Raw genomic sequence first — 23,942 nt, forward strand, 5'->3', positions numbered from 1 at the left:
CAAATGATTTTTTCACTTCATTATAGTTATTCATAAACTTTTACCTCGCTGTAAACTTCCGATTTGTATAACAGTAGTCTAACACATGTTGTTTAAAAATACTACAGCCAAGCTAATGTCTGTAATTTGCCCTAAAATTTCATTTTATGGAATTTGGACTACTTGATTTTCTAATTGCTTACGCAATTCATGAAATGCATAATTATACTGTTGATACATCGGACACACAAATGTAAATAGGGACTAAAGTAATTGTTTCAGTAAATCGTAATTCTACCAATTATCAAGTAGATGAGGTCATCTGTGATGAAAGAAGAATTGCAGCAAAGGCATTGGAATATCTGATTTCTTTAGGACACCGTAAGATTGGCTATGCAGTCATGGAGAAGCTGATTCAGGGTGAGAATCCGCCAACAGCCATATACTGTGCCAATGACCTGATCGCCATTGGTATGTTAAAGTACATGTGCGCAAACGTTTACATGGAAAATGACAAAAATGAGAAGAAAATAGTTACAAAAACAGAAAAAATGTTTTATCTTTGTAAAGATTATATAAATTCTATTAAATTAGATTAAAATATTCCGCAGAGTACTTGTGCTCTTCGGAATATTTTTGCTATTATACTTAAGTAAAATCAGTTCATAATAATATTCGATATTCATCTATTATGCAGGCGTGTTGAACTGCCTGTATTCGTGATAATCTTATATTCATATTTTCAGAATCTTTTTATCCAAAATATTTATTTAACAGGGGGAAAATACTTGGCAGATAAGGATTTGGCAGAAAAATATCTGGAATCATTTTCGGATGTTTTTGCTGACATATATAATGTATTACTTTTTCGAAAGGAGATTCTTTTGGAAGAAGGATTGGAAGAGGGACCAACAGAAAGCATCTATAAGGTGGAAGAAAACAATCTTCGGAATCAGTTTCGGGATACTGTGAAATTATATAAGAATGGGTTATACAAAGTGGCATCTTTTGGGATTGAAAATGAAAGTCGGATAGACAAAAATATGCCCATCCGGATTATGGGGTATGATTATGCTGTGTATCGGGCGCAGATTGACCGTGGGGAAGAACGAAAATATCCGGCAATTACGATTGTTTTAAATTTCAGTGATACAGAATGGAAAAGTCCGAATGCGCTATTTGACATTTTAGATGTTTCTCCGGAACTAAGACCGTATGTAAATGATTATAAAATATTTGTTTTTAATATTGCATTTTTGCCGGAGAAAGTCCGAAAAGAGTTTAAGAGCGATTTTAAAATTGTAGCAGATTTTTTTGCAGAAAAACGTCTTGGAAGATATAATCCCAAGGAACATCCGGAGGCAATCTGCCATGTAGAAGCGGTTTTGAATCTACTTCGGGTGTTTACAAATGATAAAACCTATGTCAAAATAGAGAAAACAGTAGCAGAACGTGTGAAGGCAGGAGAGGTGATTACAATGTGTACGTTTGCAGAAGAGATGACCAACAAGGGAATAGAGATTGGTGAAGCGCAGGGCATCAAGATTGGTGAAGCGCAGGGCATTAAGATTGGCGAAGCAAAAGGAATTAAAATTGGTGAAGCCCGTGGAATTGCCAGAGAAAAAATCAGTGTTGCAAGAAACCTTTTAGACCTTCTGACAGATGAAGTAATTGCAGAAAAGGTCGGACTGGAGCTTGCTACGGTAAAAGAACTCAGAGAAGAAGTGAAGTAGAGGCATAAGAAATGGATAAAATAGCAGCGCCAACTCCGGAACAGTTAAAAAAGCAGGAAGCGTTAAAACAATATTTTGAAAAATTAGGCAGCGTGGCAGTTGCATTCTCAAGTGGTGTGGATTCCACCTATCTTTTGAAAGTGGCGCATGATGTATTGGGAGAGCGGGCAATTGCAGTAACTGCGTCCTCCTGTTCATTTCCAAAGAGAGAGTTAGGGGAATCAGAAGCATTTTGCCGGAAAGAAAATATAAGACATTTTATTACAGAATCGGAAGAACTTGAAATCGAAGGATTTGCACAGAATCCTAAGAACCGCTGTTATCTTTGCAAGCATGAATTATTTGAAAAGATATTAAAGATTGCAGAAGAAAAGAAAATAGCTTATGTGGCGGAAGGCTCTAACCTTGATGATAACGGAGATTATCGTCCGGGATTAAAAGCAGTGGCAGAGCTTGGAATAAAAAGTCCGCTCAGAGACTGTGGTTTTACCAAGCAGGATATTCGTGTTCTTTCGAAGGCATTGAATCTTCCAACCTGGGAAAAGCAGTCCTTTGCCTGTCTGTCATCCCGGTTTGTCTATGGAGAGACCATATCCGAAGAGAAACTTACAATGGTGGATAAAGCGGAACAATTATTATTGGATTTAGGTTTTCATCAGGTGAGGGTAAGAATTCATGGAATGATGGCAAGAATTGAGATTGAGCCGGAAGAATTTTCGAAGCTGATGGAAAAGGAGAATCGGGAGAGAATTGCAAAAGCTTTCCGGGAATATGGATTTACCTATGTAACCTTAGACCTTTGCGGTTACCGGATGGGAAGTATGAATGAAACATTGGAAAAGTAAGGAACTTACTCAAAGAAGTAGTAAGTTCCTTCCGCATCAGAGAACGTCTTAAGTGAAGTATGAAATACTTTATTTAAGACGTTTTTTTGTACGCATTCATCCGGAGTGCCCTGAAAGCAGATGGCACCGGATTCCATGACGATAAGTTTGTCTGAAATAGTAAGTGCCTTGGCAAGGTCGTGCAGCACCAAAAGAATTGTTTTTCCCTGTGCTTTTAAGATTGGAAGCATCCGGTAGAAATTATTCTGGCTTTCCAAGTCTAAGAAGGTAGTCGGTTCATCCAAAATAATCGTATCGCAGTTCTGGGCTAAAGTCATGGCAAAGAAGACACGCTGTCTTATCCCACCGGAAAGAGTGTCAGTTGCAACGTTGCGGTAATCCGTAATATGGGTAAATTCCATGGCATCTTCCACCAGTTTGCGGTCTTCTTTGGTGAGGCGTCTGGAGAAGCCAAGATATGGAAAACGTCCATGCTCCACTAAGGTATGAACCGGAAGAGCAGGAATCACTTCACGAATCTGCGGTAAAAATGCAATTTTCTGGGCACGAAGGTGTCCATTCATATGATAAATATCTTCGCCATCTAATGTGATAGAGCCGTTAAAAAGCTGGCTGGATTTATTTAATACGGAAATCAGTGTTGTTTTGCCACAGCCATTTGGCCCTACGATGGTTGTGATGCTGCCGGTAGGAATTTCAACGGACAGATTTTTAATCAGAGGCACCTTGTGGTAGCCAATGGAAACGGAATCAAATTTAAGCATGGACTCTGCGGCCTCCTTTCTTTCCTAATAAAAGATATAAGAAAAACGGTCCGCCAACAAAAGAAAGAATAATGCCGGCAGGAAGTTCATATGGTGCGGCAATAACACGTCCAAGGGTGTCACAGAAGAGGACGAAACTTGCACCTAAGAGAGCACAAAGGGGAACTAAAAGCCGCAGATCATTGCCAAAGAGCCGTCTTGCAATATGAGGAACAATCAGCCCGACGAAGCTTAAAAGTCCTGCATAGCTTACCACACAGCCTGCCAGTATACTGGAAAGCATCAATAACAGGAAACGGAGCAGCGATACCGGAATGCCAAGGGAGCGGGCAACATCTTCTCCAAGACTCAGAACATTCATGTGGCTTCCAAAAAAGCAGGAGAGAATAACCGCAATGACAATGGCAATGCCGGGAGCCAACAGCGTTTTGGTGGTGACATCAGAAAGAGAACCAATCATAAAGGTAGTGAGGTTTAAGGTGATATCATCACTTAATAATTTTACCGTATTGATTCCGGCACTTAAAAAAGAAGAAACGGTAATTCCGGCAAGAATAATAGTAGTACGTTTGCTGTCTGCCATATACGCCAGTGCAAAAATAAGAAGTGTTGTCAGAAAGGCACCTGCAAATGCAAAGATGGCATTATGGGCTGCACGGCCCTGGAAGAGGGCAAGCCCAATCATAACGGCAAATCCGGCTCCGGAATTGACACCGATGGTATTCGGACTGGCAAGGGAATTATTCATAACAGTCTGTAAGATAACTCCGGCGCAGGATAAACCCATGCCGGCAGCAATGGCACCAAACATCCGTGGAATTCTGATATGAAAAAGTAACAGACCTGTGACAGAAGTCCGGTCATTTTGAATCAGACAGGATAAAATCTCTTTTGGATTTAATAAAACACTGCCGAAAAAAAGACTTGCCAACATCATAAGAAGCAGCAGGAAAAACATTCCGGCAAAAGATAAAATGATTTTTTTTCTCGTGTACATAGGAAATCCTTTCCGTTATTCCAGAAATATGTATTGTGTTTCCTGAAAAGTATTGTTGCAACAAAGAATGAGCCTTGGCACGTTCTCGCGCCTGCGGCGGTCGCTTGCGTGAATAAAATAACATATTCGGAGAGAAATAACAATGCTCTGATAAATTAGTATTGACAAATTAGAAAAATATAGTAAAATATAATTCATACAAAACCAATAGGAATAATCGTAAATAGATTTCCTAAGGCAGTTCAAAGTATTTAGTGCACGATAAGACGTGCAGGAATTGGAGCGTAAGATGAAGTTTAATACCGCATTATTACATGGAGATTTTCAAGGAGAACCGAATACAGGTGCAACAACAACTCCGATTTATCAATCCAGTGCATTTGCACATGAGTCGGCAGAGAAGCTAGAAAAGATTTTTCATAACCAGGCACCGGGATATTCCTATACGAGAATCAGTAATCCTACGGTAGATGCATTTGAAAAAAGAGTAACGGCGTTAGAGGGTGGCGTAGCAAGCGTTGCCTGTGCATCAGGAATGGCAGCACTCTACAATGCATTTTGTAATATCCTTCGTTCCGGCGATGAAATCGTATCCAGTGCCAGTCTCTATGGCGGCAGCATTGATTTATTCCGTGACTTAGAGGCATTTGGTATCACAACACATTATGTGGAAAACAATGACCTGGCTGCATTTGAAGCAAAGACCAATGAACATACCCGTCTTTACTTTGCAGAGACCATTGGTAATCCAAGACTTGATGTGACAGATATTACGGCACTTGCAAATCTGGCACATGAGCATCAGGTACCGCTCATTATAGATAATACGGTTGCTACTGCATTCTTAGTGAAGCCGCTTTCCCTAGGAGCGGATATTGTAATGAATTCTTCCTCTAAATACATCAATGGTCACAGCAATTCCATCAGCGGAATTATTACGGACAGCGGCAGATTTAAGTGGGATGTGGAAAAATATCCGGGCATGGCAGACTTTAAGAAGTTTGGACCATTTGCCTATACTGCCAAGCTTCGGAATGGACTGTTCCGCAACACAGGAGCCTGTCTGTCTCCGCAGAATGCATTTTATAACTGCATCGGGTTAGAGACACTGGGAATCCGGATGGAGCGTATCTGTGACAATGCAGCAGAACTGGCAAGGTTTTTTGTAAGAGAATATCCGGATGTAACAGTCAATTATCCGGGATTGGAGAGCAGTCCATGGCATGAAATCGCAAAGAAACAGTTTAAGGACCGTTTTGGTGGAATTTTAACCATACGGACCGGAAGCAAGAAACGGGCATTTGAAATAATCAATGCATTAAAGCTTCCGCTGATTATTTCCAATATCGGAGATACGAAAACATTAGTGATTCATCCGGAATCTACATTAAATGTACACAGTACCCCGGAAGAAAAAAGAGACGCCGGAGTATTTGATGATTTGATCCGCATCAGTGTCGGAATTGAAGATATCGAAGATTTAATCGAAGACTTCAGACAGGCAATGGATCAGAGCAAACCAGAGAAAAGCAAAGAGTAAATGGAGGAAGCAGATAATGGCAAAAATTGATTATGCGGCATTGAAAAAGGGCGGATTTATGCGCCAGAAACAGAAAGGATTCTTTTCTTTAAGAATCCAGGTGGTTGGAGGAAACCTGACAGCAGAAAATATTAAAGCAGTAGCAGATGTGGCAGAAAAATATGGAAAAGGCTATGTTCATATGACTTCCAGACAGGGCATTGAGATTCCATTTATTAACTTTGAAGATATAGAAGAGGTTCGTGCAAAGTTAGCAGACGGCGGTGTAAAACCTGGTGTATGTGGACCGAGAGTCCGTACCGTTACCGCATGTCAGGGCTCTGAAATCTGCCCGAGCGGATGTATCGATACCTACAGCCTGGCAAAGAAATTAGATGAGCATTACTTCGGAAGAGAGCTTCCACACAAATTCAAATTTGGTGTTACCGGATGTCAGAACAACTGTCTTAAGGCAGAAGAAAATGATATCGGTGTAAAAGGTGGTATGGAAGTAAGCTGGGTAGCAGATAAATGTATCAATTGTGGTGTCTGCGAAAAGGCGTGCCGTGAAGATGCTATCAAATGTACCGGAACAGAAGTTACCATTGATTATGATAAATGTACCAACTGCGGCCGTTGTGTAAAATCCTGCCCGACAGATGCATGGGAAGGAAAGAGCGGATATATCGTATCCTTTGGTGGATTATTTGGAAATCATATTTACAAAGGAGAACAGTTACTTCCGTTGATTACCGATGAAGAGACATTATTCCGTGTGACCGATGCAGCCATTGGATTCTTTGAAGAGCATGCAAATCCGGGTGAGCGTTTCCGTTTACTTTTACAGCGTGTAGGAGAAGATGAATTCCGCAAAGTAATCCGCAATGCATTTGAAGAAAAATAAAGTTGCCGGAAGCAGCAGAAAAAGAAAGAAAAAATCGGAATGGAAATTCAAAATAAAAATTATTATACGAGGAGATATAAGATGGAAATCGAAGGAATCAGAATTGATGACACAGTAGATATTACCGATAAAGTGTGCCCGCTTACTTTTGTAAAGGCAAAGGTTGCAATTGATGAGTTAGAGGATGGCGAAGTCATTGCAATCCGTATGAATGACGGCGAGCCGGTACAGAACGTACCACGCAGTATTAAAGAAGAAGGACATCAGATTTTAAAACTGGTTAATAACGAAGATGGAACCTATAACCTCATTGTAAAGAAGGTTGAGGACTAAACATCTGGAAGGGAGAAAGAAATGGCAGAACGCATAACAAAAGACACTTTTGAAGAAAAAGTATTGAAGAGCAGCCTTCCGGTGCTGATTGATTTTTACTCAGACAGTTGTGTTCCGTGCAAGAAAATGTCACCGGTCATTGGTGCTATCGCAGACGAACAGGCAGAAAAATTAAATGTTTATAAAGTAAATACCAACTTTGATTCAGAACTGGCAGAAAAATACAGTGTAATGTCTGTACCAACCATTGTACTCTTCAAGGATGGCGAAGAAATTGCCCGTAAGAGTGGTGCAGAGAAAAAAGCGGTACTTGAGGAGTGGATTACCCAGTCCCTTGACAAATAAAAAGAAAGAAAAGTGAGAGGAAGGAAATTATGCAGATTACAGTAGCAGGCGAAAAGAAAGAAGTAAAAGACGGATTAACACTTCCGGAATTAATTGAGCAGGAAAATGTAGAGACACCGGAATATGTAACCGTATCCATTAACGATGAATTTATAGAAACAGAAGCAAAGGCAACAACCGTTCTTAAGGATGGTGATAATGTAGAATTCCTTTACTTCATGGGAGGTGGAAACTATGGCATTAACGGATGAGCAGATTGAACGTTATTCCAGACATATCATTTTAAAAGAAGTTGGCGCTAAGGGTCAGAAAAAACTTTTAAATGCAAAAGTTTTAATCATCGGAGCAGGCGGACTTGGAGCACCGGCAGCAATGTATCTTGGAGCAGCAGGTGTAGGTACCATCGGAATTGCAGATGCAGATGAAGTAGATTTAAGTAACCTTCAGAGACAGATTATTCATCAGACAGCAGATGTAGGAAAAGCAAAAGTGCAGTCTGCAAAAGAGACCATTAATGCAATGAACCCGGATGTAGAAGTCCGTACATATCGTGAATTCATTACCAGTGAAAATATCATGGACATCATTGCAGATTATGATTTTATCATTGACGGAACCGATAACTTCCCGGCAAAATTCTTAATTAACGATGCCTGTGTTATGGCAAAGAAACCATTTTCCCATGCAGGAATCATCCGTTTCAAAGGTCAGTTAATGACCTATGTTCCGGGAGAGGGACCATGTTACCGTTGTGTATTTAAGAATCCACCACCAAAGGATGCCGTACCGACCTGTAAGCAGGCTGGTGTTATCGGCGCAATGGGTGGTGTCATCGGAAGCCTTCAGGCAATGGAAGCAATCAAATACATCCTTGGAGTAGGAGATCTGCTGACCGGTCAGTTATTGACCTATGATGCAATTAAGCAGGAATTCCACAAGATTAAGCTTCCTTGGAATGGCAAGGGATGTGCCGTTTGTGGAGAACATCCGACCATAACAGAGCTGATTGATTATGAACAGGCAGAGTGTACAGATAAATAAATGTATCAGTAAATAAATGTTATCAGATACATAACCCATGAAACATAGAAAGAGGATAGCATGATTTCATTAAAAAAAGCAGATTATGAAAAAATACTGGCACATGCCAAAAGCTGTGTACCAGAAGAGGCTTGCGGACTGATTGCAGGAACCAAAGACGGAGAGGATAAGGTGGTAGAAAAGGTATATCTGTTGACCAATATCGACCATTCCAATGAGCATTTCACACTGGATCCGAAAGAGCAGTTAGCAGTCGTAAAGGATATGCGTGCCAATGGTCTCATGCCTTTAGGCAACTGGCACTCCCATCCGGAATCTCCTTCAAGACCATCCGAAGAAGATAAGCGTCTTGCATATGACAGTAAAGCAAGCTATATGATTCTTTCTCTGATGGAACCGGAACAGCCGGTACTCAATTCATTTCATATTGAAGGCGACGAATCAACAAAGGAAGATCTGGTAATATGTTAGATGTAGTTATCATTGGAAGCGGGCCGGCAGGTTTAAGTGCGGCAATCTATGCTAAGCGGGCAAACCTCGATGCGGTTGTACTGGAAAAAGAATATCTTGGAACCGGACAGATTGCATACAGCAGCCGGGTAGATAATTACCCGGGACTGCCGGGCAAAGACGGTTATTCTCTGGGAGAGGCATTCTTAGAGCATGCCGAAGGACTTGGAGTAACCATTGAAGAGGCAGAGGTTACAGCCATTACCAAAAAAGAGCAAAGCTTTGTCATTTCCTGTGAAGATGGAAAGAACATAGAAGCGAAAACCGTAGTCTATGCGGCAGGCTGTCAGAACCGCAGATTAGGGGTGCCGGGAGAAGAAAAGCTGCTGGCAAAAGGAGTTTCTTTTTGTGCAGTCTGTGACGGTGCCTTTTATAAGGGAAAGAAAGCCGCAGTCATCGGTGGTGGAGATACCGCATTGGATGATGCATTGTATTTATCCGATATCTGCGAACAGGTATATCTCATTCACCGGAGAGCAGAATTCCGTGGAGCAGAGAAGACAAAAAAGAAATTAGAAGAGCTTTCCAATGTAACAATACTTACCAATACGAGAGTACAGGAAATCACCGGGGAAGATAAAGTAGATGGTATTATTTTAGATAACGGTGGGACAATAGCTGTAGATGGTGTTTTTGAAGCGGTTGGAATGATTCCAAATACGGAATTATTAAAGAACCTTGACGTTCTCGATGAGAAAGGCTATGTGATTGCAGGAGAAGACTGCAGCAGCAGTCTTGCGGGACTGTTCGTGGCAGGAGATGTGCGGACGAAAAGCCTGCGTCAGGTAGTCACAGCAGTTGCAGATGGTGCAGTGGCAATTCAGTCTGCAACCGGATATATCAAAGGAATGGAATAGAAAGAAGGAAACGTGTGTGAAAGGAATAGTGGACAGTGCTTCGGAACTGATTGGAAAGACGCCGATGCTCTATCTTCATAATTATATGAAAGAGGCAGGTGTAGAGGATGCGGCAATCATTGCCAAGCTGGAATATTTTAATCCGGCAGGTTCGGTAAAAGACCGAGTGGCACTTGCCATGATTGAAGATGCAGAGAGAAAGGGAAAATTAAAGCCGGGAGCTACGATTATCGAGCCAACTTCCGGTAATACGGGAATCGGACTTGCTTCTGTGGCGGCTGCAAAAGGGTATCATGCAATTTTAACATTGCCGGAAACCATGACGGTAGAGCGTCGGAATCTTCTGCAGGCGTATGGAGCACAGATTGTACTGACCTCCGGGTATAAGGGAATGAAGGGTGCAATCGAAAAAGCAGAAGAACTTCATAAAGAGATTCCAGGTTCAATTATTTTAGGACAGTTTGAAAATCCGGCAAATCCAAAAGCCCATGAAGAAACCACAGGACCGGAAATCTGGGAACAGACAGAAGGCAGCGTTGATATTTTTGTGGCAGGAGTCGGAACCGGTGGAACCATAACCGGAGTTGGAAAATATCTGAAAAAGCAGAAGAAGTCCGTACACATTGTTGCAGTAGAACCTGCAACCAGTCCGGTTCTTTCACAGGGAAAAGTCGGACCTCATAAAATTCAGGGAATCGGTGCCGGATTTATTCCGGACACACTGGATACTTCTGTTTACGATGAGATTATTCCAATCAAAAATGACGATGCCTTTGAAGAAGGAAGAGCATTTGCCCGCAGCGAGGGAATTCTTGTGGGAATCAGTGCAGGAGCTGCATTAAAGGCAGCTGTTGAGCTGGCAAAAAGAAAAGAAAATAAAGGAAAGAACATTGTGGTATTGCTTCCGGATTCCGGAGACCGCTATTTATCTACTCCTTTATTTGCAAAATAAAATCAGTGGAAAAGCATCAGGCATTCCGCTATAATATGGTAAAAGAGTCAAAAAGACTTTTACGAAAGGAAAAGAAGTATGTTCTATTTTCTTGTGTCGGTAAATATTATAGCGATTATCCTGATGCTTTTTATGTTGGCAATCTGCCTTCGTAAAAAGCTCTCCAAAGCACAGCTTGCATTTATTATTTATGATATTTTTTCCATGCTGTTTGTGGTGGGAGTTCATCTGGAACTGGTGCATTCGGATACCGTTGGTGAGGCACTTGCCGGGCTGTGCATCCAGTATGTTGGACAGGCAGGATTTTTAATGGCATTTTTATGGTTTGCATCCGAATTTGGCAGATTAAAAATTCCAAAGTTCGTTTATTTTATTCAGGCAGTAATTAATACAATTGTTTTGACAGGAGTATTTACGGCAGAATATCATCCATATTTTTATAAAACAATGCGGATATTGAAAGATGGCATATATCACCGGATTGAAGTTATACCCGGAATCATCTGGAAACTACATTATATACATCTGGGAACGGTAATACTTGCGGTACTTATTTTGTGTATCATGCGTTACGGGGAGAGTTCACCAATTCATAAAAAGCGGATTATTTATATGATAGCAGGTGTGGGAACTTTTGCCCTGGAATTAATTTTAAAGGGTCTGGGTGTATTTGGCAGTTATAATCCGGTAGTCATTGCCATGACAACTATGATGTTCTGCATGATGATGGCAATGATTCATTATGGATATTTTGGTTCTCAGCAGGCTGCGGTGGATAATGCATTTAATCATGGAAAAGAAGGCTTGATTATCCTGGATGCAGAAAATAAAATTATCTCCGTCAACCAGCGAATAAAAGAACTTTTCCCGGAAATAAAGGTGGGCAGTGCGGCAAGCAGACAAAAAGAAATCCTGCAGGCACTGACGAACCGGAAAAGACTATTGCATAAAAATGACCGCATCTATGAACTTCGTATGGAAGATATTGTGGAAAATGGTGAGAAGGACGGCTGCATGCTCTGGTTTATCGACCAGACAGAAACCTTGGAAATGATGCAGAGACTTCGGAGTGCGGACGAAGCCAAGACCAGATTTTTAATGAAAGTGAGCCATGAGCTGCGGACTCCGATGAATACGATACTTGGTATGAATGAAGTGATTGCGGAAGAGACATCAGAAGAGAAAATCCGCGGATATACCAGAGAAATTGCATCTGCCGGTGACAGTATGATTGCACTGATAGAAGAAGTGTTAGATGCTTCCCGGTTAGAAAGTGGTACGCTTCAGATAAAGAAGGATGCATTTGCTTTAGAAGAGGTTATCCATGACGCAGCAGCCCAGATGAGACCACAGGCAGAGAAGAAATCTTTAAACTTCCGGCTGCGGATGGAAGAACCATTATTAAAACCGGGAAAACATTTCTATGGAGACAAGGCACATATCCGTCAGATTATCATAAATCTACTGGAAAATGCGGTGAAATACACAGATGAAGGCTTTGTGGAGCTGGGTGTAGAAAAAGCAACAGAAAATGGAGATACCTTTTTGAAGATAACTGTGGCAGACAGTGGAATTGGAATAGGAAAAGAAGAGCAGGATAAAATCTTTGAAAGCTTTGAACGGGGCAATACTGCCAGGAACAGCAGGAAAGACGGAATCGGTCTCGGGCTGGATATTGCAAAACAGCTGGCAGAGGCTATGGGTGGAAGCCTCAGCCTGATTAGTGAAGTGACGAAGGGAAGTACTTTTACGGTTCGTATTCCGTGGGTAGAGGTATCGGAAAAACAACATTTTGCAAAGCAGAGTGAGAAAAGTATGAATGCGGATTACAGCAGCTTTACCATTCTTGCGGTAGATGATAATGAGCAGAATCTGATGGTATTAGAACATCTTTTACATAAGACAAAGGTTAAAATGGAAACCGTGATGGATGGAAATACTGCCGTTCAAAAATGTGAAGAGAAAACATATGATTTACTTCTTTTAGACCATATGATGCCAAAGCCGGATGGCATAGAGACGCTGCACCTCATCCGTTCAGATGAGAAAGGACGAAATCATTATACGCAGGCAGTGGCATTTACCGCTAATGCAACAGCTGGTGCAAAAGAACTGTACAAAAACGAAGGATTTGCAGAGTATATTACCAAGCCGGTAAAACCGGGTACACTGGAGATTATGCTGCAGAAATATCTTAGGGATTATCAGCCGGAAGAAAATATGGTTTTCCAGGGAAACATGGATGATACAAAGATAACAAAGCTAAGAGGCTTATTACATTATCTTGAGAAGAATGGAATTGCAGCAGAAGAAGGCTTATCCTATGCGGATGGAGATGAACAGTTCTATAAAGAATTGTTAGGTATCTTTGCAAAAGAAAAAGAGAAGAAGCAGCATAATTTAGAGAAAGCGTTCCAAACTCTTAAGGTAAATCATGTAGTAACAATGAAAGAAACTGCAGAAACTATCATAGATTCAGAAGTTGCAACAGATACAGAAATGATGAACGAATTATGGAAAACATTCGTAACCCAGTCCCATGGATTAAAGGGTGAAGCCTGGGGCATCGGAGCCAGAACGCTTGGAGATTTCTTTTACCAGCTGGAGTGTGCCGGAAAAGAAAAAAACATCGAAAAGATAGAGCATTTTTATCCGAAAGCCATGGAAGAGTGGCAGCAGGTAGTAGATGCTATTCAAAGAGTATTATAAAAAGATAACCGGAAGCCGGATAAAAGAAGCTGGTCTTTTCACTGGCTGCCTGTAATGGTGGTAAGACTATAGTGTGTTTGTAGAGACAGACCTCAACAAAGCAAGTGCTATTGAAAAGAACAGGAGGGAATCCAAAGAACAACTTGAAAAGGGCAATTTTTCTGTCCGGAATCTTGCAGAGGTATCTGTGGATGAATAAAGTTTTCAACGATAATAGACGGAAACCATGAACTTTAAATTTTGATGGTTTCAAAATAATAAGACTTATGATATAATAATAGGCTGTATTAAGCTCCTTTTGCCAACATGGCAGAAAAGAGTTTGATACAGCTTAAAAATTTGCATGATAAATTATGTAGTAAAATAACATAGAAAGGCGAAAACCCTGATAACTTAAGGATTTTCGAACAGGTAAAAGATAAAATGAAACTTGGAATCGTAGGTTTACCAAACGTAGGAAAAAGTACATTATTTAATTCACTGACCAAAGCAGGTGCAGAATCAGCCAATTATCCGTTTTGTACCATTGACCCGAATGTGGGAATCGTAACCGTACCGGATAACCGTCTGAAAGTGTTAGGCGAGATGTATCATTCCAAGAAAGTAACACCGGCAGTCATTGAATTTGTAGATATTGCAGGACTTGTAAAAGGAGCCAGCAAAGGAGAGGGACTTGGAAACCAGTTCCTTGCCAATATTCGTGAAGTAGATGCCATCGTTCATGTTGTACGTTGTTTTGAAGATACCAACGTAGTCCATGTAGACGGAAGCATTGACCCGGTTCGTGATATTGAGACCATTAATTTAGAACTTATCTTTTCTGATATTGAAATCTTGGAAAGAAGAATTGCAAAAGTTACCAAGCAGGCAAGAATGGACAAGACACTTGCAAAAGAAGAGGCACTTTTGAAATCCTTAAAGGCACATCTGGAAGAAGGAAAGATGGCAAAGACTTATCCGTTGAGTGATGATGAGGACGAGCAGGCATGGTTTGCATCTTATAATTTATTAACTGCAAAACCGGTTATCTATGCAGCAAATGTAAGTGAGGATGACCTTGCAGATGATGGCGCAAACAATCCACATGTTGCAAGAGTAAGAGAACAGGCAGCCGCAGAAAACAGTGAAGTATTTGTTATCTGCGCACAGATTGAACAGGAAATTGCAGAATTAGATGATGATGAAAAAGCAATGTTCTTAGAGGACCTTGGATTAAAAGAATCCGGACTTGAGAAACTGATTGCAGCAAGTTATAAATTGTTAGGACTTATCAGCTACCTTACATCGGGAGAAGATGAGACAAGAGCATGGACTATTACCAAAGGAACCAAGGCACCGCAGGCGGCAGGAAAGATTCATACCGACTTTGAACGTGGATTTATCCGTGCAGAGGTGGTATCCTATGACCATCTGATTGAGTGTGGAAGCATGACAGCGGCAAAAGAAAAGGGACTGGTAAGACTGGAAGGAAAAGATTACGTTGTTCAGGATGGCGATATTATTTTATTCCGTTTCAACGTATAGGAAACTTTTGAAAAATCCGGCATAGTATAAATAGAAGAAAAGGCACAGTGGGGCAGGCACATGATACGCTATTGTGAATTGTGTGAAAAGCAGGTGATTAATATTGCAGACTGTTGCTGCCTGGGAAATGTGGTGGATTTGGAACTGGATGAGTGCAATGGAAGAATCTGTGCACTGGTTGTAGCTGCGCCGGGAAAATTTTTCTGTATTTTTTGTCCGGCATGCGAATATATTATTCCATGGAAACGTGTTGTGCGGATTGGACCGGATATTATTCTGGTAGATGTCTGTGTAGAAGATGTGAAAAGTTAGTTGACATAAGAATACGAGAAAGTTATACTAAAAATAGTACGACCAATATTTGTAAAAGCTGATATCAGCAGTTCTTTATGAACGTTTGGTGATGGAAAAACGGTATTATTTACGCAAAATTCACAAAGCGTGTTTTGCGTAGCTTTTAGAATAGGAGAAAAAAGATGAAGTGCCCATTTTGCAGCAGTGAAAATACCAGAGTAATTGATTCGAGACCGGCAGATGACAATAACTCCATTCGTCGGAGAAGATTATGTGACGATTGTGGAAAACGTTTCACAACTTATGAAAAAGTTGAGACAATTCCATTGATTGTAATAAAAAAGGATAACTGCAGAGAGCAGTATGACCGTTCCAAGATTGAAGCAGGTGTACTTCGTGCCTGCCATAAGAGACCGGTATCCGTGGAGCAGATAACCAGACTGGTTGATGAAGTGGAGACAGAGATTTTTAATCGGGAAGAAAAGGAAATCCCAAGTACTGTAATTGGTGAGATTCTGATGGATAAGATTAAAGATTTAGATGCAGTGGCGTATGTTCGTTTTGCATCTGTATATCGTGAATTTAAGGATGTAAATACCTTTATGAATGAGTTAAAGAAAATGCTGGATAAATAAAAGAAAATCTTTTTGGAGAAAAGGGTTGATTTTGGTTGAATTTATCCGATAAAATTAGTAGCAGATAATTATGATGTGAGGAACGTGATCGTTATGAATATTTCAGGAATTCGTCCCAATGCGGGATTTTACGATTACAACAGCATACAGAATATCCGGAATGCAGTAGAAGATACACCGGTTGTTAAGACGGCAGCAGATGCCGGTGCATCTGAACAGCAGCAGAAGGATACCTTAGAGACTACGGTACGAAGAGAACAGGATTTTGGGGCAGCAGATTATGCAGCACAGTACCAGCCGGATCGTACCTACGAGATGAAAGGTTCTGAAAGTGATATACATAGCCTGGATGTTGAGAAGGCATTATCCGATATGCACAAGGATCAGGTACTGCAGCAGTATCAGTTCTTTGTGGGAGAGAACATTGAACAGAGCGGAATCCGGCAGATTACTGCAACGGATACTGCAAAAGTGCGAAATGTAGAAAACTTTAATTTATAAGAGCAATTTTGATTATAAAAAAGTAAGAGACCGTTAGAAGGTAAGATTCCTAAGAATTCTTAAGAATCTTACCTTTTTTACTTGCGGCAGTTATGCTTCTTTTGTATAATTAAATTCAGGCTTGCCTGAAGAACGGGAAGTATAAGAGAAAGAGGATAGGATATGAAGAAAGTGCAGGAAGACTGGAAGGAAGAAATGCTACAGGTAGGTGTACTTACCAATACACATGGTGTGCGTGGCGAAGTGAAGGTATATCCGACAACAGATGATGTCATGCGTTTTAAAAAGCTGAAGCAGGTATTTTTGGATACTGGAAAAGAACCGATGGAGCTTCAGGTTACACAGGCGCGCTTCTTTAAAAATCTGGTAATATTAAAATTCAAAGAATTTGATAATATAAATGATGTAGAGAAGTATAAGAGCAGAGGGCTATATGTAACAAGGGAAAATGCTGTAAAGCTGGCTCCGAATGAATATTTCGTGGCTGATTTGATTGGCTTAAAGGCAGTCGGAGATGACGGAGAAGATTTAGGTGAAGTAAAGGATGTACTTCAGACCGGTGCAAATGACATTTATGTATTACATAAAGATGGGGAAGATGATATTTTACTTCCGGCAATTAAGGATTGTGTAAAAAATGTCAATATAGAGGAAGGCACCATTACGGTACACCTTTTAAATGGGCTTCGTGATATTAATAAGAAGTAGGTAGCAAAATGAATTTTCATATATTAACATTATTTCCGGATATGGTAGAACGGGGACTGAATACCAGTATCATCGGAAGAGCAGTTGGCAAAGGACTTTTAAATATAGAAACAATTAACATCCGGGATTATACGTTAGACCGTCATAAAAAAGTAGATGATTATCCGTATGGTGGCGGAGCCGGGATGGTAATGCAGGCACAGCCGATTTATGATGCGTGGCAGGCAGTGGCGCAGAAGATTGGAAGAAAGCCAAGAACAGTATATCTTACACCTCAGGGCAATACGTTTCAGCAGGAAATGGCAAAGGATTATGCGAAGGAAGAAGACCTGGTATTGCTTTGTGGGCATTATGAGGGCATCGATGAACGTGTGTTAGAAGAAATTGTGACGGATTATGTGTCGATTGGAGATTATGTGCTGACAGGAGGAGAACTTCCGGCAATGGTCATGGTGGATGCGATATCCCGTATGGTGCCTGGCGTACTGGCAAATGATGAATCCGGAACCACAGAATCCTTTGAAGGAAATTTATTGGAATATCCGCAGTATAGCAGACCGGAAGAATGGATGGGAAAGAAAGTTCCAGCTATTTTACTTTCCGGAGACCATGCAAAGGTAGAAGCATGGAGGAGAGAACAATCCATTAAAAGAACCATGGAACGAAGACCGGATTTGCTGGCAGATGCAGATTTGACAGCAAAGGAGAAAGCAATGGTTGAGCATTTGCTGGACAAATCACAGGGTAAATGCTAGAATGTGTCTAGCAGTAATAGGAATGGAAGAGATTCCGCAGGAGGAAGACGGTAGTGAAAAGCTTTTTTGATGTGCTGAAAACGATGTTTTACCGTAAAAATGCGAAGAGTTATGGGACGCCGGACCGGAGCAGAAAAGAGCCGGTGACACAACAGAAGGTACAGATAAGAAATACAGAGACCAGAAAGGCAGCCCCTTCGTTAAAAGAAAACGAACAGCATAACAGGTCAGAGAGGACAAACAGTAAGGTGGATAAAGGAATGGATAAGGAAGATTTCTTATTAAAGCAGATTGATGAATTCCGTGAGAAAGCAAAACAGCTTCAGGCTTTGCTTGTTACAAAAGAAGACAAAGTGCAGGAATTACAGAATATCGTAGATGAAAGAGAAGAAAAAGCAAAAGAACTGCAGCATGTTTTAAATGCACGTAAATCAGAAGCAGATGTTCTTCTTACCGGAGTACACGGTCAGATGGAAGAAATGATTAACCGTGTAGAAGAAAAATTGAATGCACTGTCTGAAAAGATTGCAGCAGACGTAAGTGATTCCACCGGAAGAACCGCAGAACAGACTGCACAGATGCAGGCATCTTTACAGGAAATTTCCCAGCAGTTAGACAGCATGAAACTGGAACTGGCTGAGAAAATACATACCGAAGATGTAAAGTGCTACCGCAATATGCAGGACTTAATTAAAGAGCTTACCGTTAAGTTAGAGGAAAATGATACTTTAGAGAAGAGCTTGAATACCGTAAAAGGTTATGCAAAATGCTTAACCTGGTTTTCTGTTATCAATTTTGTAGTATTGGTGGCATTTATTCTATATTCTCTTGGAGTATTTAATTTTTAAGCAGTAGTTAAAACGAGGAATTATATGACACAGGGAAAGAGAAAGACATGGGTAATTGGACATAAGAATCCGGACACAGATTCTATTTGTGCGGCGATTGCCTATGCAGATTTAAAAAATCAAACAGAGGACGGTATTTTTATACCGAAAAGAGCAGGACATATGAACGAAGAGACGAAGTATGTCCTAAAATTTTTTGATGTACCGGAACCGGAACTGGTAACAGATGTCGGTGCACAGATTAAGGATATTGAATATCGAAGAACGGAGGGGGTCAGCAGTCACATTTCCATTAAACGGGCATGGGAGCTGATGAAGAATTTAGATGTCGTGTCATTGCCAATTACTGACAATGAGAACAATCTGCAGGGAATGGTTGTTACCAGTGATATTGCAAAATCCTATATGGATGTATTGGACAACCGGATTCTTGCAACTGCCCGGACGCAGTATAAGAATATTGTTGAAACTTTAAATGGAACTCTTGTAACAGGAAATGAGCATGGTTACTTCATAAAAGGTAAGGTTGTTGTTGCGGCTACTACACCGGATATGATGGAGCAGTATATTGAAGATGACGATATGGTTATCTTAGGAGACCGTTATGAATCACAGTTCTGTGCATTGGAAATGAATGCAAGCTGTGTGATTGTCTGTTCCGGAGCGAAGATTACAAAGACCATTGTGCAGCTTGCAGAAGAGAAAGACTGTATGCTTATCAGCACACCATATGACACATTTACCGTGGCGCGTTTGATTAATCAGAGTATGCCGATTAAATATATTATGAAAAAGGAGCATCTGATTACATTCGAATTAGAGGATTATGTGGATGATGTGAAAGAGACTATGTCTAAAGTGCGTCATCGTGATTTTCCGGTACTGGATGAGAATGGAAAATATGTCGGTATGTTTTCCAGACGAAATCTTTTAAATTTACAGAAAAAACAGGTGATCCTTGTTGATCATAATGAAAAATCCCAGGCAGTAGATGGAATCGAAGATGCAGAAATCTTAGAAATTATTGACCATCACCGACTGGGCAGCCTTGAGACGATTGCTCCGGTATTTTTCCGGAACCAGCCACTGGGCTGTACTTCAACGATTATTTATCAGATGTATCAGGAAAAGGGAGCAATCATTGATAAAAAGACAGCCGGAATTCTTTTGGCAGCAATTATTTCAGATACCTTGATGTTCCGTTCACCGACCTGTACACAGATGGACCGGGCAGCAGCAGAAGCACTGGCGAAGATTGCAGAAGTAGATATTGAAGAGCTGGCCAAGAAGATGTTTGAAGCCGGTAGTGATTTTAAGAAAAAGACAACAGAAGAACTGTTTTATCAGGATTTTAAAACCTTCCATACCGATGAATTTGATTTTGGTGTAGCACAGCTTAGTGCCATGAGTGACGTGCAGCTTGGCATGGCGAAGAAGAAGCTGCAGCCATATCTGGAAATTGCATTGGGAGAGCAGAAACTGGATGCCGTATTTGTGATGCTGACAGACATTCTGGATGAGAATTCGGAAGTAATCTATGCCGGAGCACAGGCAGGCAGCCTTTTAAAGGAGTGCTTTGGAGAGCCGGATGAATCAGGCAGCTTTTACTTAAAGGGAGTAGTATCCCGTAAGAAACAGATGATTCCGACATTAATGGCAGGATTGCAGCAAGCGTAAATGCTTACGGCAGGATGATAGCAGGTATAAATGCCCATATCAGAGACAGAAATAAGATAACAACTTATACAGGAGAATTGAAATGGCGAAAGAAACATGGAAGCCGGGTAATATGTTATATCCGGTTCCAGCAGTGATGGTAAGCTGTCAGATACCGACAGAAAAACCGAATATTATTACGGTAGCGTGGGCAGGAACGGTATGTACGAATCCGCCGATGCTTTCCATATCTGTCCGTCCGGAACGATATTCCCATGGAATAATCACGGAAACTGGTGAATTTGTTGTAAATCTTGTGACGAAGGATCTGGTCTGTGCCACAGATTATTGTGGCGTAAAATCCGGTCGTGACGTTGACAAGTTTGATGCCATGCATCTGACACCACTGAACCTTCCGCAGGTATCGGCACCGGGAATTGCAGAAAGTCCGGTAAACATTGCCTGCAAGGTAAGCCAGATATTACATCTTGGAAGCCATGATATGTTTCTGGCAGATGTAGTAGGCGTTACCGTTGATGATTCCTATATGAATGAAAAAGGTAAATTCGAACTGAATCAGAGCGGGCTGGTGACTTATTCCCATGGAGAATATTTTCTGCTGGGTAAGAAGCTTGGAAGCTTTGGTTACAGCGTAAAGAAGCAGAAGCCTTCAAAGAATGGCAGAAAGAAGAAAGCGAAGTAAAAGAGCAAAATAAAAAAGAATAAAATAAAAAGGACAAAATAACTGAAAATATAAGAAATTATAGAAAGCGGAACAGAGAGAAAAATCTTCTCGTTGTTCCGCTTTTTGAATAACATTTATTTTAGATATTTATTTTAAAAGTAAATCCATCAGACAGGCAAATACATCATCTGCCTGATTCTGCCAGTTGGTGCAGATGGCTTCCGCCTGTTCCTTTGTCTGGACAGTTAAAGTAAAATCAAGGCGGGTACGGCCTTTTTCCCGGAGCTGGCATCGCACACCGTATTCCTGTTCCGGTGTTTTGTAATAATCGGATAGATATGCATTTTCTGTTTTAATGGCAAGCTTATTTGCCTGAAAATAAGCAGCAATATCTTCTTCAATAGAAGGGGATATTTTGTTATGAAAAAAATGCAGCGTTTCTTTTCCTGCAGGAGTAATGATATACCGTGTACTGTTGTGGGTGTTTTCCGTACGGACAAGCCCGGAATCCATCAGGTCATGAATGACCTGCTGAATCGTAAAGTAGTCGGTATATTCCCTGTCTAAAAAGAAATCTGAAATCTGCGCATTGGACAATGGAAAGTCAATATGTTCAAGCATGTGCAGAATAATTAATTTATATAAAGTAGCTGGTTCAGCCATAAAATCACCTCTTAGTTGCTAAGCGTCCCTGGTAAGTATTCCGCTCTTTTAAGCGGCGGTGAATCTGATTTAAAACAGTCCGTTTTCCGGTGCTCCACATCGGCGCAATCAGTAAATCCTTCGGACCATCGCCGGTAATCCGGTGAATCACCATTTCCGGAGGCAGAAGCTCCAGACAGTCAATAATCATTTCACAGTATTCATCCATGGAAAATACCGGAAAATGTGTCTTTTCATAATAAGCGGCTAAATCGGTGCCGGATAATACATGAAGCAGCTGCAGCTTGATTCCCCAGACCGGGAGATTTGCAATTGCCTGAACGGATGCAGACATCATTTCTCTTGTTTCGTGGGGCAGTCCTAAAATCAGATGAACAATCACCTTGATAGAAAGGGCGTGAAGGGCGAAGAGACTTTTTTGAAAAGTCTCATAAGTAAAGCCGCTTCGTGTAAACACTCTGGTGTCGTCATGGATTGTCTGTAAACCAAGTTCCACCCAGACGGTTTTCTTTTCATTGATTTCGGCAAGCAGTGAAAGAATCTCAGGCTGCAGACAGTCAGGTCTTGTGGCAATGGAAATAATAACCACATCCGGGTCATTTACTGCCTGCATATAAAGATCCCGCAGGTGTTCCACAGAACCATAAGTATTCGTGAATGCCTGAAAATATGCAATGAATTTGTTGCAGTTTCTTTTTGCTCTCAGAATCCTTTTTTCAGTTTCTAACTGCTCTGTGATAGAAAGTGTGGGAGAGGCGGCAAAATCTCCGGAACCACCGGCAGAGCAGAAAATACAGCCTCTGGTATCTAAGCGTCCGTCACGGTTGGGACAACTGAGTCCGGCATTTAATGCAATCCGGTATACCTTTTCGTGATAGGTATTTTTTAAATAGAAGTCCAGAGAGTGGTAGCGCTTCTCCCCCCACAGTGTAATCGTGCCGTTTTTCATTAGCGGATGTGTGATTTGACTGCCTGGCTTACCACTTCGGCAACACGCGGGTCAAATGCTTCCGGCATAATAAAGTCTTCATTTAATTCCTCATCAGATACTAACCCTGCAATTGCTTTTGCAGCAGCAAGCTTCATTTCTTCTGTAATCTGGGAAGCGTGTCCTTCTAAAGCACCTTTGAAGATTCCCGGGAAAGCAACGACGTTGTTTACCTGATTCGGGAAATCACTTCTTCCGGTTCCGACCACTTTAGCACCTGCAGCTTTGGCAAGGTCTGGCATGATTTCCGGAGTAGGATTTGCCATGGCAAAAAGAATGGCATCTTTATTCATGGATGCAACCATTTCCTGAGTCACAATATTCGGTGCGGAAACACCAATGAAGATATCAGCACCCTTTAATGCATCGGCAAGGGTACCGGATTCATTGGAAAGGTTGGTAACTTCGGTCATTTTCTTCTGCATCCAGTTTAAGTCAGGATAATTTTTGCCGATGATTCCCATGCGGTCACACATAATAACATTTTTAAAGCCGTAAGTCAGTAACAGTTTGGTGATGGCAACACCGGCAGAACCGGCACCATTTACAACAACGCGGCAGTTTTCTTTTTCTTTTCCGGTTACTTTTAATGCGTTGATGATTCCGGCAAGAACAACAATAGCAGTACCATGCTGGTCATCATGGAAGACCGGAATATCAAGCATTTCCTTTAAACGCTCTTCAATTTCAAAACAACGTGGAGCGGAAATATCCTCTAAGTTGATGCCGCCGAATCCCGGAGCAATATTTTTAACAGTTTTTATAATTTCTTCGGTATCCTGTGTGTCAAGGCAGATTGGAACAGCGTTGACATTTCCGAATTCTTTAAACAGTACACATTTTCCTTCCATAACCGGCATGGCTGCGTACGGTCCGATGTTTCCAAGACCGAGAACAGCGCTTCCGTCTGATACAACGGCAACGGTGTTGGCCTTCATGGTATAGGTATAAGCTTCTTCTTTATTTTCTGCGATGATACGGCAAGGAGCCGCAACACCAGGTGTGTATGCGATAGATAAATCTTCCCGGGTCTTTACCGGTGTCTTGGAGATGGTTTCTAATTTTCCATTCCATTTTTTATGCATTTCAATTGCTTTTTCGTTGGTATCCATAGTTCGTCTCCTTTTCTTAGCCATTGATTACTTCCGTCTAGTATCATATCATTAAAAAATTTTTAAAGCAAGAAAAAGGACTTCC

The 23,942-nt window shown here is 41.1% G+C and carries 27 protein-coding genes; 22 read left to right on the forward strand and 5 right to left on the reverse strand.

The window, feature by feature from the left end; genetic code table 11:
* Positions 1 to 332 precede the first annotated feature (332 nt).
* From DXB43_RS15315 to larE, 3 genes are all read left to right on the forward strand, one after another.
* A complete protein-coding gene (locus DXB43_RS15315) occupies positions 333 to 578 on the forward strand; it encodes a hypothetical protein (protein ID WP_197420871.1) in 246 nt (81 codons plus the stop codon).
* A gap of 189 nt (positions 579 to 767) precedes the next feature.
* A complete protein-coding gene (locus DXB43_RS11340) occupies positions 768 to 1,712 on the forward strand; it encodes an Rpn family recombination-promoting nuclease/putative transposase (RefSeq protein WP_117699068.1) in 945 nt (314 codons plus the stop codon).
* A gap of 11 nt (positions 1,713 to 1,723) precedes the next feature.
* Positions 1,724 to 2,557, forward strand: a complete 834-nt coding sequence (gene larE / locus DXB43_RS11345) for an ATP-dependent sacrificial sulfur transferase LarE (protein ID WP_117947606.1) — start codon at positions 1,724 to 1,726, stop codon at positions 2,555 to 2,557.
* Between the two features lie 5 nt (positions 2,558 to 2,562).
* On the opposite strand, the gene DXB43_RS11350 is transcribed toward larE, so the two are convergent.
* Both DXB43_RS11350 and DXB43_RS11355 read right to left on the reverse strand, forming a co-directional pair.
* A complete protein-coding gene (locus DXB43_RS11350; protein WP_117947607.1) occupies positions 2,563 to 3,321 on the reverse strand; it encodes an ABC transporter ATP-binding protein in 759 nt (252 codons plus the stop codon).
* On the reverse strand, positions 3,314 to 4,318 hold the full coding sequence (locus DXB43_RS11355) for a FecCD family ABC transporter permease (protein ID WP_197420870.1): 1,005 nt from the start codon (positions 4,316 to 4,318) through the stop codon (positions 3,314 to 3,316). Before DXB43_RS11355 ends, DXB43_RS11350 begins: the two co-directional genes overlap by 8 nt.
* 289 nt (positions 4,319 to 4,607) lie before the next feature.
* On the opposite strand from DXB43_RS11355, the gene DXB43_RS11360 reads away from it, so the two are divergent.
* The 19 genes from DXB43_RS11360 to DXB43_RS11450 all read left to right on the forward strand — a co-directional run bounded on the left by DXB43_RS11360 (position 4,608) and on the right by DXB43_RS11450 (position 21,112).
* Complete coding sequence (locus tag DXB43_RS11360; protein WP_117947608.1) at positions 4,608 to 5,858, forward strand: O-acetylhomoserine aminocarboxypropyltransferase/cysteine synthase family protein; 1,251 nt, start codon at positions 4,608 to 4,610, stop codon at positions 5,856 to 5,858.
* 16 nt (positions 5,859 to 5,874) lie between these two features.
* Positions 5,875 to 6,741 carry a 4Fe-4S binding protein gene (locus tag DXB43_RS11365; RefSeq protein ID WP_022243151.1) on the forward strand — a complete coding sequence of 289 codons (867 nt, stop codon included), beginning with the start codon at positions 5,875 to 5,877 and terminating at the stop codon, positions 6,739 to 6,741.
* Positions 6,742 to 6,822: 81 nt separating this feature from the next.
* Positions 6,823 to 7,074 (forward strand): sulfurtransferase TusA family protein, encoded by a 252-nt coding sequence (locus tag DXB43_RS11370; RefSeq protein ID WP_022243150.1) that lies wholly within the window; start codon positions 6,823 to 6,825, stop codon positions 7,072 to 7,074.
* Between the two features lie 21 nt (positions 7,075 to 7,095).
* A complete protein-coding gene (gene trxA / locus DXB43_RS11375; RefSeq protein ID WP_117947609.1) occupies positions 7,096 to 7,419 on the forward strand; it encodes a thioredoxin in 324 nt (107 codons plus the stop codon).
* A 29-nt stretch (positions 7,420 to 7,448) separates the two neighbouring features.
* A complete protein-coding gene (gene thiS, locus DXB43_RS11380) occupies positions 7,449 to 7,670 on the forward strand; it encodes a sulfur carrier protein ThiS (RefSeq protein WP_117947610.1) in 222 nt (73 codons plus the stop codon).
* A complete protein-coding gene (locus DXB43_RS11385; protein WP_117699072.1) occupies positions 7,654 to 8,460 on the forward strand; it encodes a HesA/MoeB/ThiF family protein in 807 nt (268 codons plus the stop codon). Before thiS ends, DXB43_RS11385 begins: the two co-directional genes overlap by 17 nt.
* 60 nt (positions 8,461 to 8,520) lie before the next feature.
* Positions 8,521 to 8,931, forward strand: coding sequence for a M67 family metallopeptidase (locus DXB43_RS11390; RefSeq protein WP_117947611.1), 411 nt, complete (start codon positions 8,521 to 8,523; stop codon positions 8,929 to 8,931).
* Entirely contained in the window at positions 8,925 to 9,827 is a 903-nt protein-coding gene (locus tag DXB43_RS11395) for an NAD(P)/FAD-dependent oxidoreductase (protein ID WP_022243145.1), read from the forward strand. Before DXB43_RS11390 ends, DXB43_RS11395 begins: the two co-directional genes overlap by 7 nt.
* 16 nt (positions 9,828 to 9,843) lie before the next feature.
* Complete coding sequence (gene cysK / locus DXB43_RS11400) at positions 9,844 to 10,779, forward strand: cysteine synthase A (protein WP_022243144.1); 936 nt, start codon at positions 9,844 to 9,846, stop codon at positions 10,777 to 10,779.
* Between the two features lie 78 nt (positions 10,780 to 10,857).
* The gene (locus DXB43_RS11405; protein ID WP_117947612.1) at positions 10,858 to 13,488 is read left to right on the forward strand and encodes an ATP-binding protein; all 2,631 of its coding nucleotides are present in this window, start codon (positions 10,858 to 10,860) and stop codon (positions 13,486 to 13,488) included.
* Positions 13,489 to 13,911: 423 nt separating this feature from the next.
* The gene (ychF, locus tag DXB43_RS11410) at positions 13,912 to 15,012 is read left to right on the forward strand and encodes a redox-regulated ATPase YchF (RefSeq protein ID WP_022243142.1); all 1,101 of its coding nucleotides are present in this window, start codon (positions 13,912 to 13,914) and stop codon (positions 15,010 to 15,012) included.
* Between the two features lie 60 nt (positions 15,013 to 15,072).
* Positions 15,073 to 15,324 (forward strand): YlmC/YmxH family sporulation protein, encoded by a 252-nt coding sequence (locus DXB43_RS11415; protein WP_022243141.1) that lies wholly within the window; start codon positions 15,073 to 15,075, stop codon positions 15,322 to 15,324.
* 164 nt (positions 15,325 to 15,488) lie between these two features.
* On the forward strand, positions 15,489 to 15,941 hold the full coding sequence (gene nrdR / locus DXB43_RS11420; protein ID WP_022243140.1) for a transcriptional regulator NrdR: 453 nt from the start codon (positions 15,489 to 15,491) through the stop codon (positions 15,939 to 15,941).
* A gap of 93 nt (positions 15,942 to 16,034) precedes the next feature.
* A complete protein-coding gene (locus DXB43_RS11425; protein WP_117947613.1) occupies positions 16,035 to 16,442 on the forward strand; it encodes a hypothetical protein in 408 nt (135 codons plus the stop codon).
* A gap of 162 nt (positions 16,443 to 16,604) precedes the next feature.
* Complete coding sequence (rimM, locus tag DXB43_RS11430; RefSeq protein WP_022243138.1) at positions 16,605 to 17,150, forward strand: ribosome maturation factor RimM; 546 nt, start codon at positions 16,605 to 16,607, stop codon at positions 17,148 to 17,150.
* Positions 17,151 to 17,158: 8 nt separating this feature from the next.
* Complete coding sequence (trmD, locus tag DXB43_RS11435) at positions 17,159 to 17,905, forward strand: tRNA (guanosine(37)-N1)-methyltransferase TrmD (RefSeq protein WP_117947614.1); 747 nt, start codon at positions 17,159 to 17,161, stop codon at positions 17,903 to 17,905.
* Positions 17,906 to 17,958: 53 nt separating this feature from the next.
* Positions 17,959 to 18,753: a hypothetical protein gene (locus DXB43_RS11440; protein ID WP_022243136.1), complete on the forward strand. Its 795-nt coding sequence runs from the start codon at positions 17,959 to 17,961 to the stop codon at positions 18,751 to 18,753.
* Positions 18,754 to 18,777: 24 nt separating this feature from the next.
* The gene (locus DXB43_RS11445) at positions 18,778 to 20,430 is read left to right on the forward strand and encodes a putative manganese-dependent inorganic diphosphatase (RefSeq protein WP_117840900.1); all 1,653 of its coding nucleotides are present in this window, start codon (positions 18,778 to 18,780) and stop codon (positions 20,428 to 20,430) included.
* 82 nt (positions 20,431 to 20,512) lie between these two features.
* Positions 20,513 to 21,112 (forward strand): flavin reductase family protein, encoded by a 600-nt coding sequence (locus DXB43_RS11450; protein ID WP_117947615.1) that lies wholly within the window; start codon positions 20,513 to 20,515, stop codon positions 21,110 to 21,112.
* A gap of 129 nt (positions 21,113 to 21,241) precedes the next feature.
* Here DXB43_RS11450 and DXB43_RS11455 read toward each other — a convergent pair whose 3' ends face one another.
* From DXB43_RS11455 to DXB43_RS11465, 3 genes are read right to left on the reverse strand one after another with little or no spacing between them, the layout of a single operon-like run.
* Entirely contained in the window at positions 21,242 to 21,757 is a 516-nt protein-coding gene (locus tag DXB43_RS11455; RefSeq protein WP_117947616.1) for a DUF4364 family protein, read from the reverse strand.
* A gap of 4 nt (positions 21,758 to 21,761) precedes the next feature.
* The gene (locus DXB43_RS11460; protein WP_117947617.1) at positions 21,762 to 22,706 is read right to left on the reverse strand and encodes a TIGR01212 family radical SAM protein; all 945 of its coding nucleotides are present in this window, start codon (positions 22,704 to 22,706) and stop codon (positions 21,762 to 21,764) included.
* A complete protein-coding gene (locus DXB43_RS11465) occupies positions 22,706 to 23,857 on the reverse strand; it encodes an NAD(P)-dependent malic enzyme (protein ID WP_117947618.1) in 1,152 nt (383 codons plus the stop codon). Before DXB43_RS11465 ends, DXB43_RS11460 begins: the two co-directional genes overlap by 1 nt.
* Positions 23,858 to 23,942 lie beyond the last annotated feature (85 nt).

Source organism: Roseburia sp. OM04-10BH (assembly GCF_003462605.1).
Lineage (GTDB): Bacteria > Bacillota > Clostridia > Lachnospirales > Lachnospiraceae > Roseburia_C > Roseburia_C amylophila.

Bases quoted from the DNA above. Each gene is read 5' to 3' on its own strand.
- trmD (WP_117947614.1), top strand. From the start codon at position 17,159: ATGAATTTTCATATATTAACATTATTTCCGGATATGGTAGAACGGGGA.
- DXB43_RS11365 (WP_022243151.1), top strand. From the start codon at position 5,875: ATGGCAAAAATTGATTATGCGGCATTGAAAAAGGGCGGATTTATGCGC.
- ychF (WP_022243142.1), top strand. From the start codon at position 13,912: ATGAAACTTGGAATCGTAGGTTTACCAAACGTAGGAAAAAGTACATTA.
- DXB43_RS11385 (WP_117699072.1), top strand. From the start codon at position 7,654: ATGGCATTAACGGATGAGCAGATTGAACGTTATTCCAGACATATCATT.
- DXB43_RS11415 (WP_022243141.1), top strand. From the start codon at position 15,073: ATGATACGCTATTGTGAATTGTGTGAAAAGCAGGTGATTAATATTGCA.
- DXB43_RS11455 (WP_117947616.1), bottom strand. From the start codon at position 21,757: ATGGCTGAACCAGCTACTTTATATAAATTAATTATTCTGCACATGCTT.
- thiS (WP_117947610.1), top strand. From the start codon at position 7,449: ATGCAGATTACAGTAGCAGGCGAAAAGAAAGAAGTAAAAGACGGATTA.
- DXB43_RS11460 (WP_117947617.1), bottom strand. From the start codon at position 22,706: ATGAAAAACGGCACGATTACACTGTGGGGGGAGAAGCGCTACCACTCT.
- DXB43_RS11395 (WP_022243145.1), top strand. From the start codon at position 8,925: ATGTTAGATGTAGTTATCATTGGAAGCGGGCCGGCAGGTTTAAGTGCG.
- DXB43_RS11425 (WP_117947613.1), top strand. From the start codon at position 16,035: ATGAATATTTCAGGAATTCGTCCCAATGCGGGATTTTACGATTACAAC.
- DXB43_RS11445 (WP_117840900.1), top strand. From the start codon at position 18,778: ATGACACAGGGAAAGAGAAAGACATGGGTAATTGGACATAAGAATCCG.
- DXB43_RS11465 (WP_117947618.1), bottom strand. From the start codon at position 23,857: ATGGATACCAACGAAAAAGCAATTGAAATGCATAAAAAATGGAATGGA.
- DXB43_RS11355 (WP_197420870.1), bottom strand. From the start codon at position 4,318: ATGTACACGAGAAAAAAAATCATTTTATCTTTTGCCGGAATGTTTTTC.
- DXB43_RS11370 (WP_022243150.1), top strand. From the start codon at position 6,823: ATGGAAATCGAAGGAATCAGAATTGATGACACAGTAGATATTACCGAT.
- DXB43_RS11350 (WP_117947607.1), bottom strand. From the start codon at position 3,321: ATGCTTAAATTTGATTCCGTTTCCATTGGCTACCACAAGGTGCCTCTG.
- DXB43_RS11450 (WP_117947615.1), top strand. From the start codon at position 20,513: ATGGCGAAAGAAACATGGAAGCCGGGTAATATGTTATATCCGGTTCCA.
- DXB43_RS11390 (WP_117947611.1), top strand. From the start codon at position 8,521: ATGATTTCATTAAAAAAAGCAGATTATGAAAAAATACTGGCACATGCC.
- larE (WP_117947606.1), top strand. From the start codon at position 1,724: ATGGATAAAATAGCAGCGCCAACTCCGGAACAGTTAAAAAAGCAGGAA.
- DXB43_RS11360 (WP_117947608.1), top strand. From the start codon at position 4,608: ATGAAGTTTAATACCGCATTATTACATGGAGATTTTCAAGGAGAACCG.
- nrdR (WP_022243140.1), top strand. From the start codon at position 15,489: ATGAAGTGCCCATTTTGCAGCAGTGAAAATACCAGAGTAATTGATTCG.
- DXB43_RS11405 (WP_117947612.1), top strand. From the start codon at position 10,858: ATGTTCTATTTTCTTGTGTCGGTAAATATTATAGCGATTATCCTGATG.
- rimM (WP_022243138.1), top strand. From the start codon at position 16,605: ATGAAGAAAGTGCAGGAAGACTGGAAGGAAGAAATGCTACAGGTAGGT.
- trxA (WP_117947609.1), top strand. From the start codon at position 7,096: ATGGCAGAACGCATAACAAAAGACACTTTTGAAGAAAAAGTATTGAAG.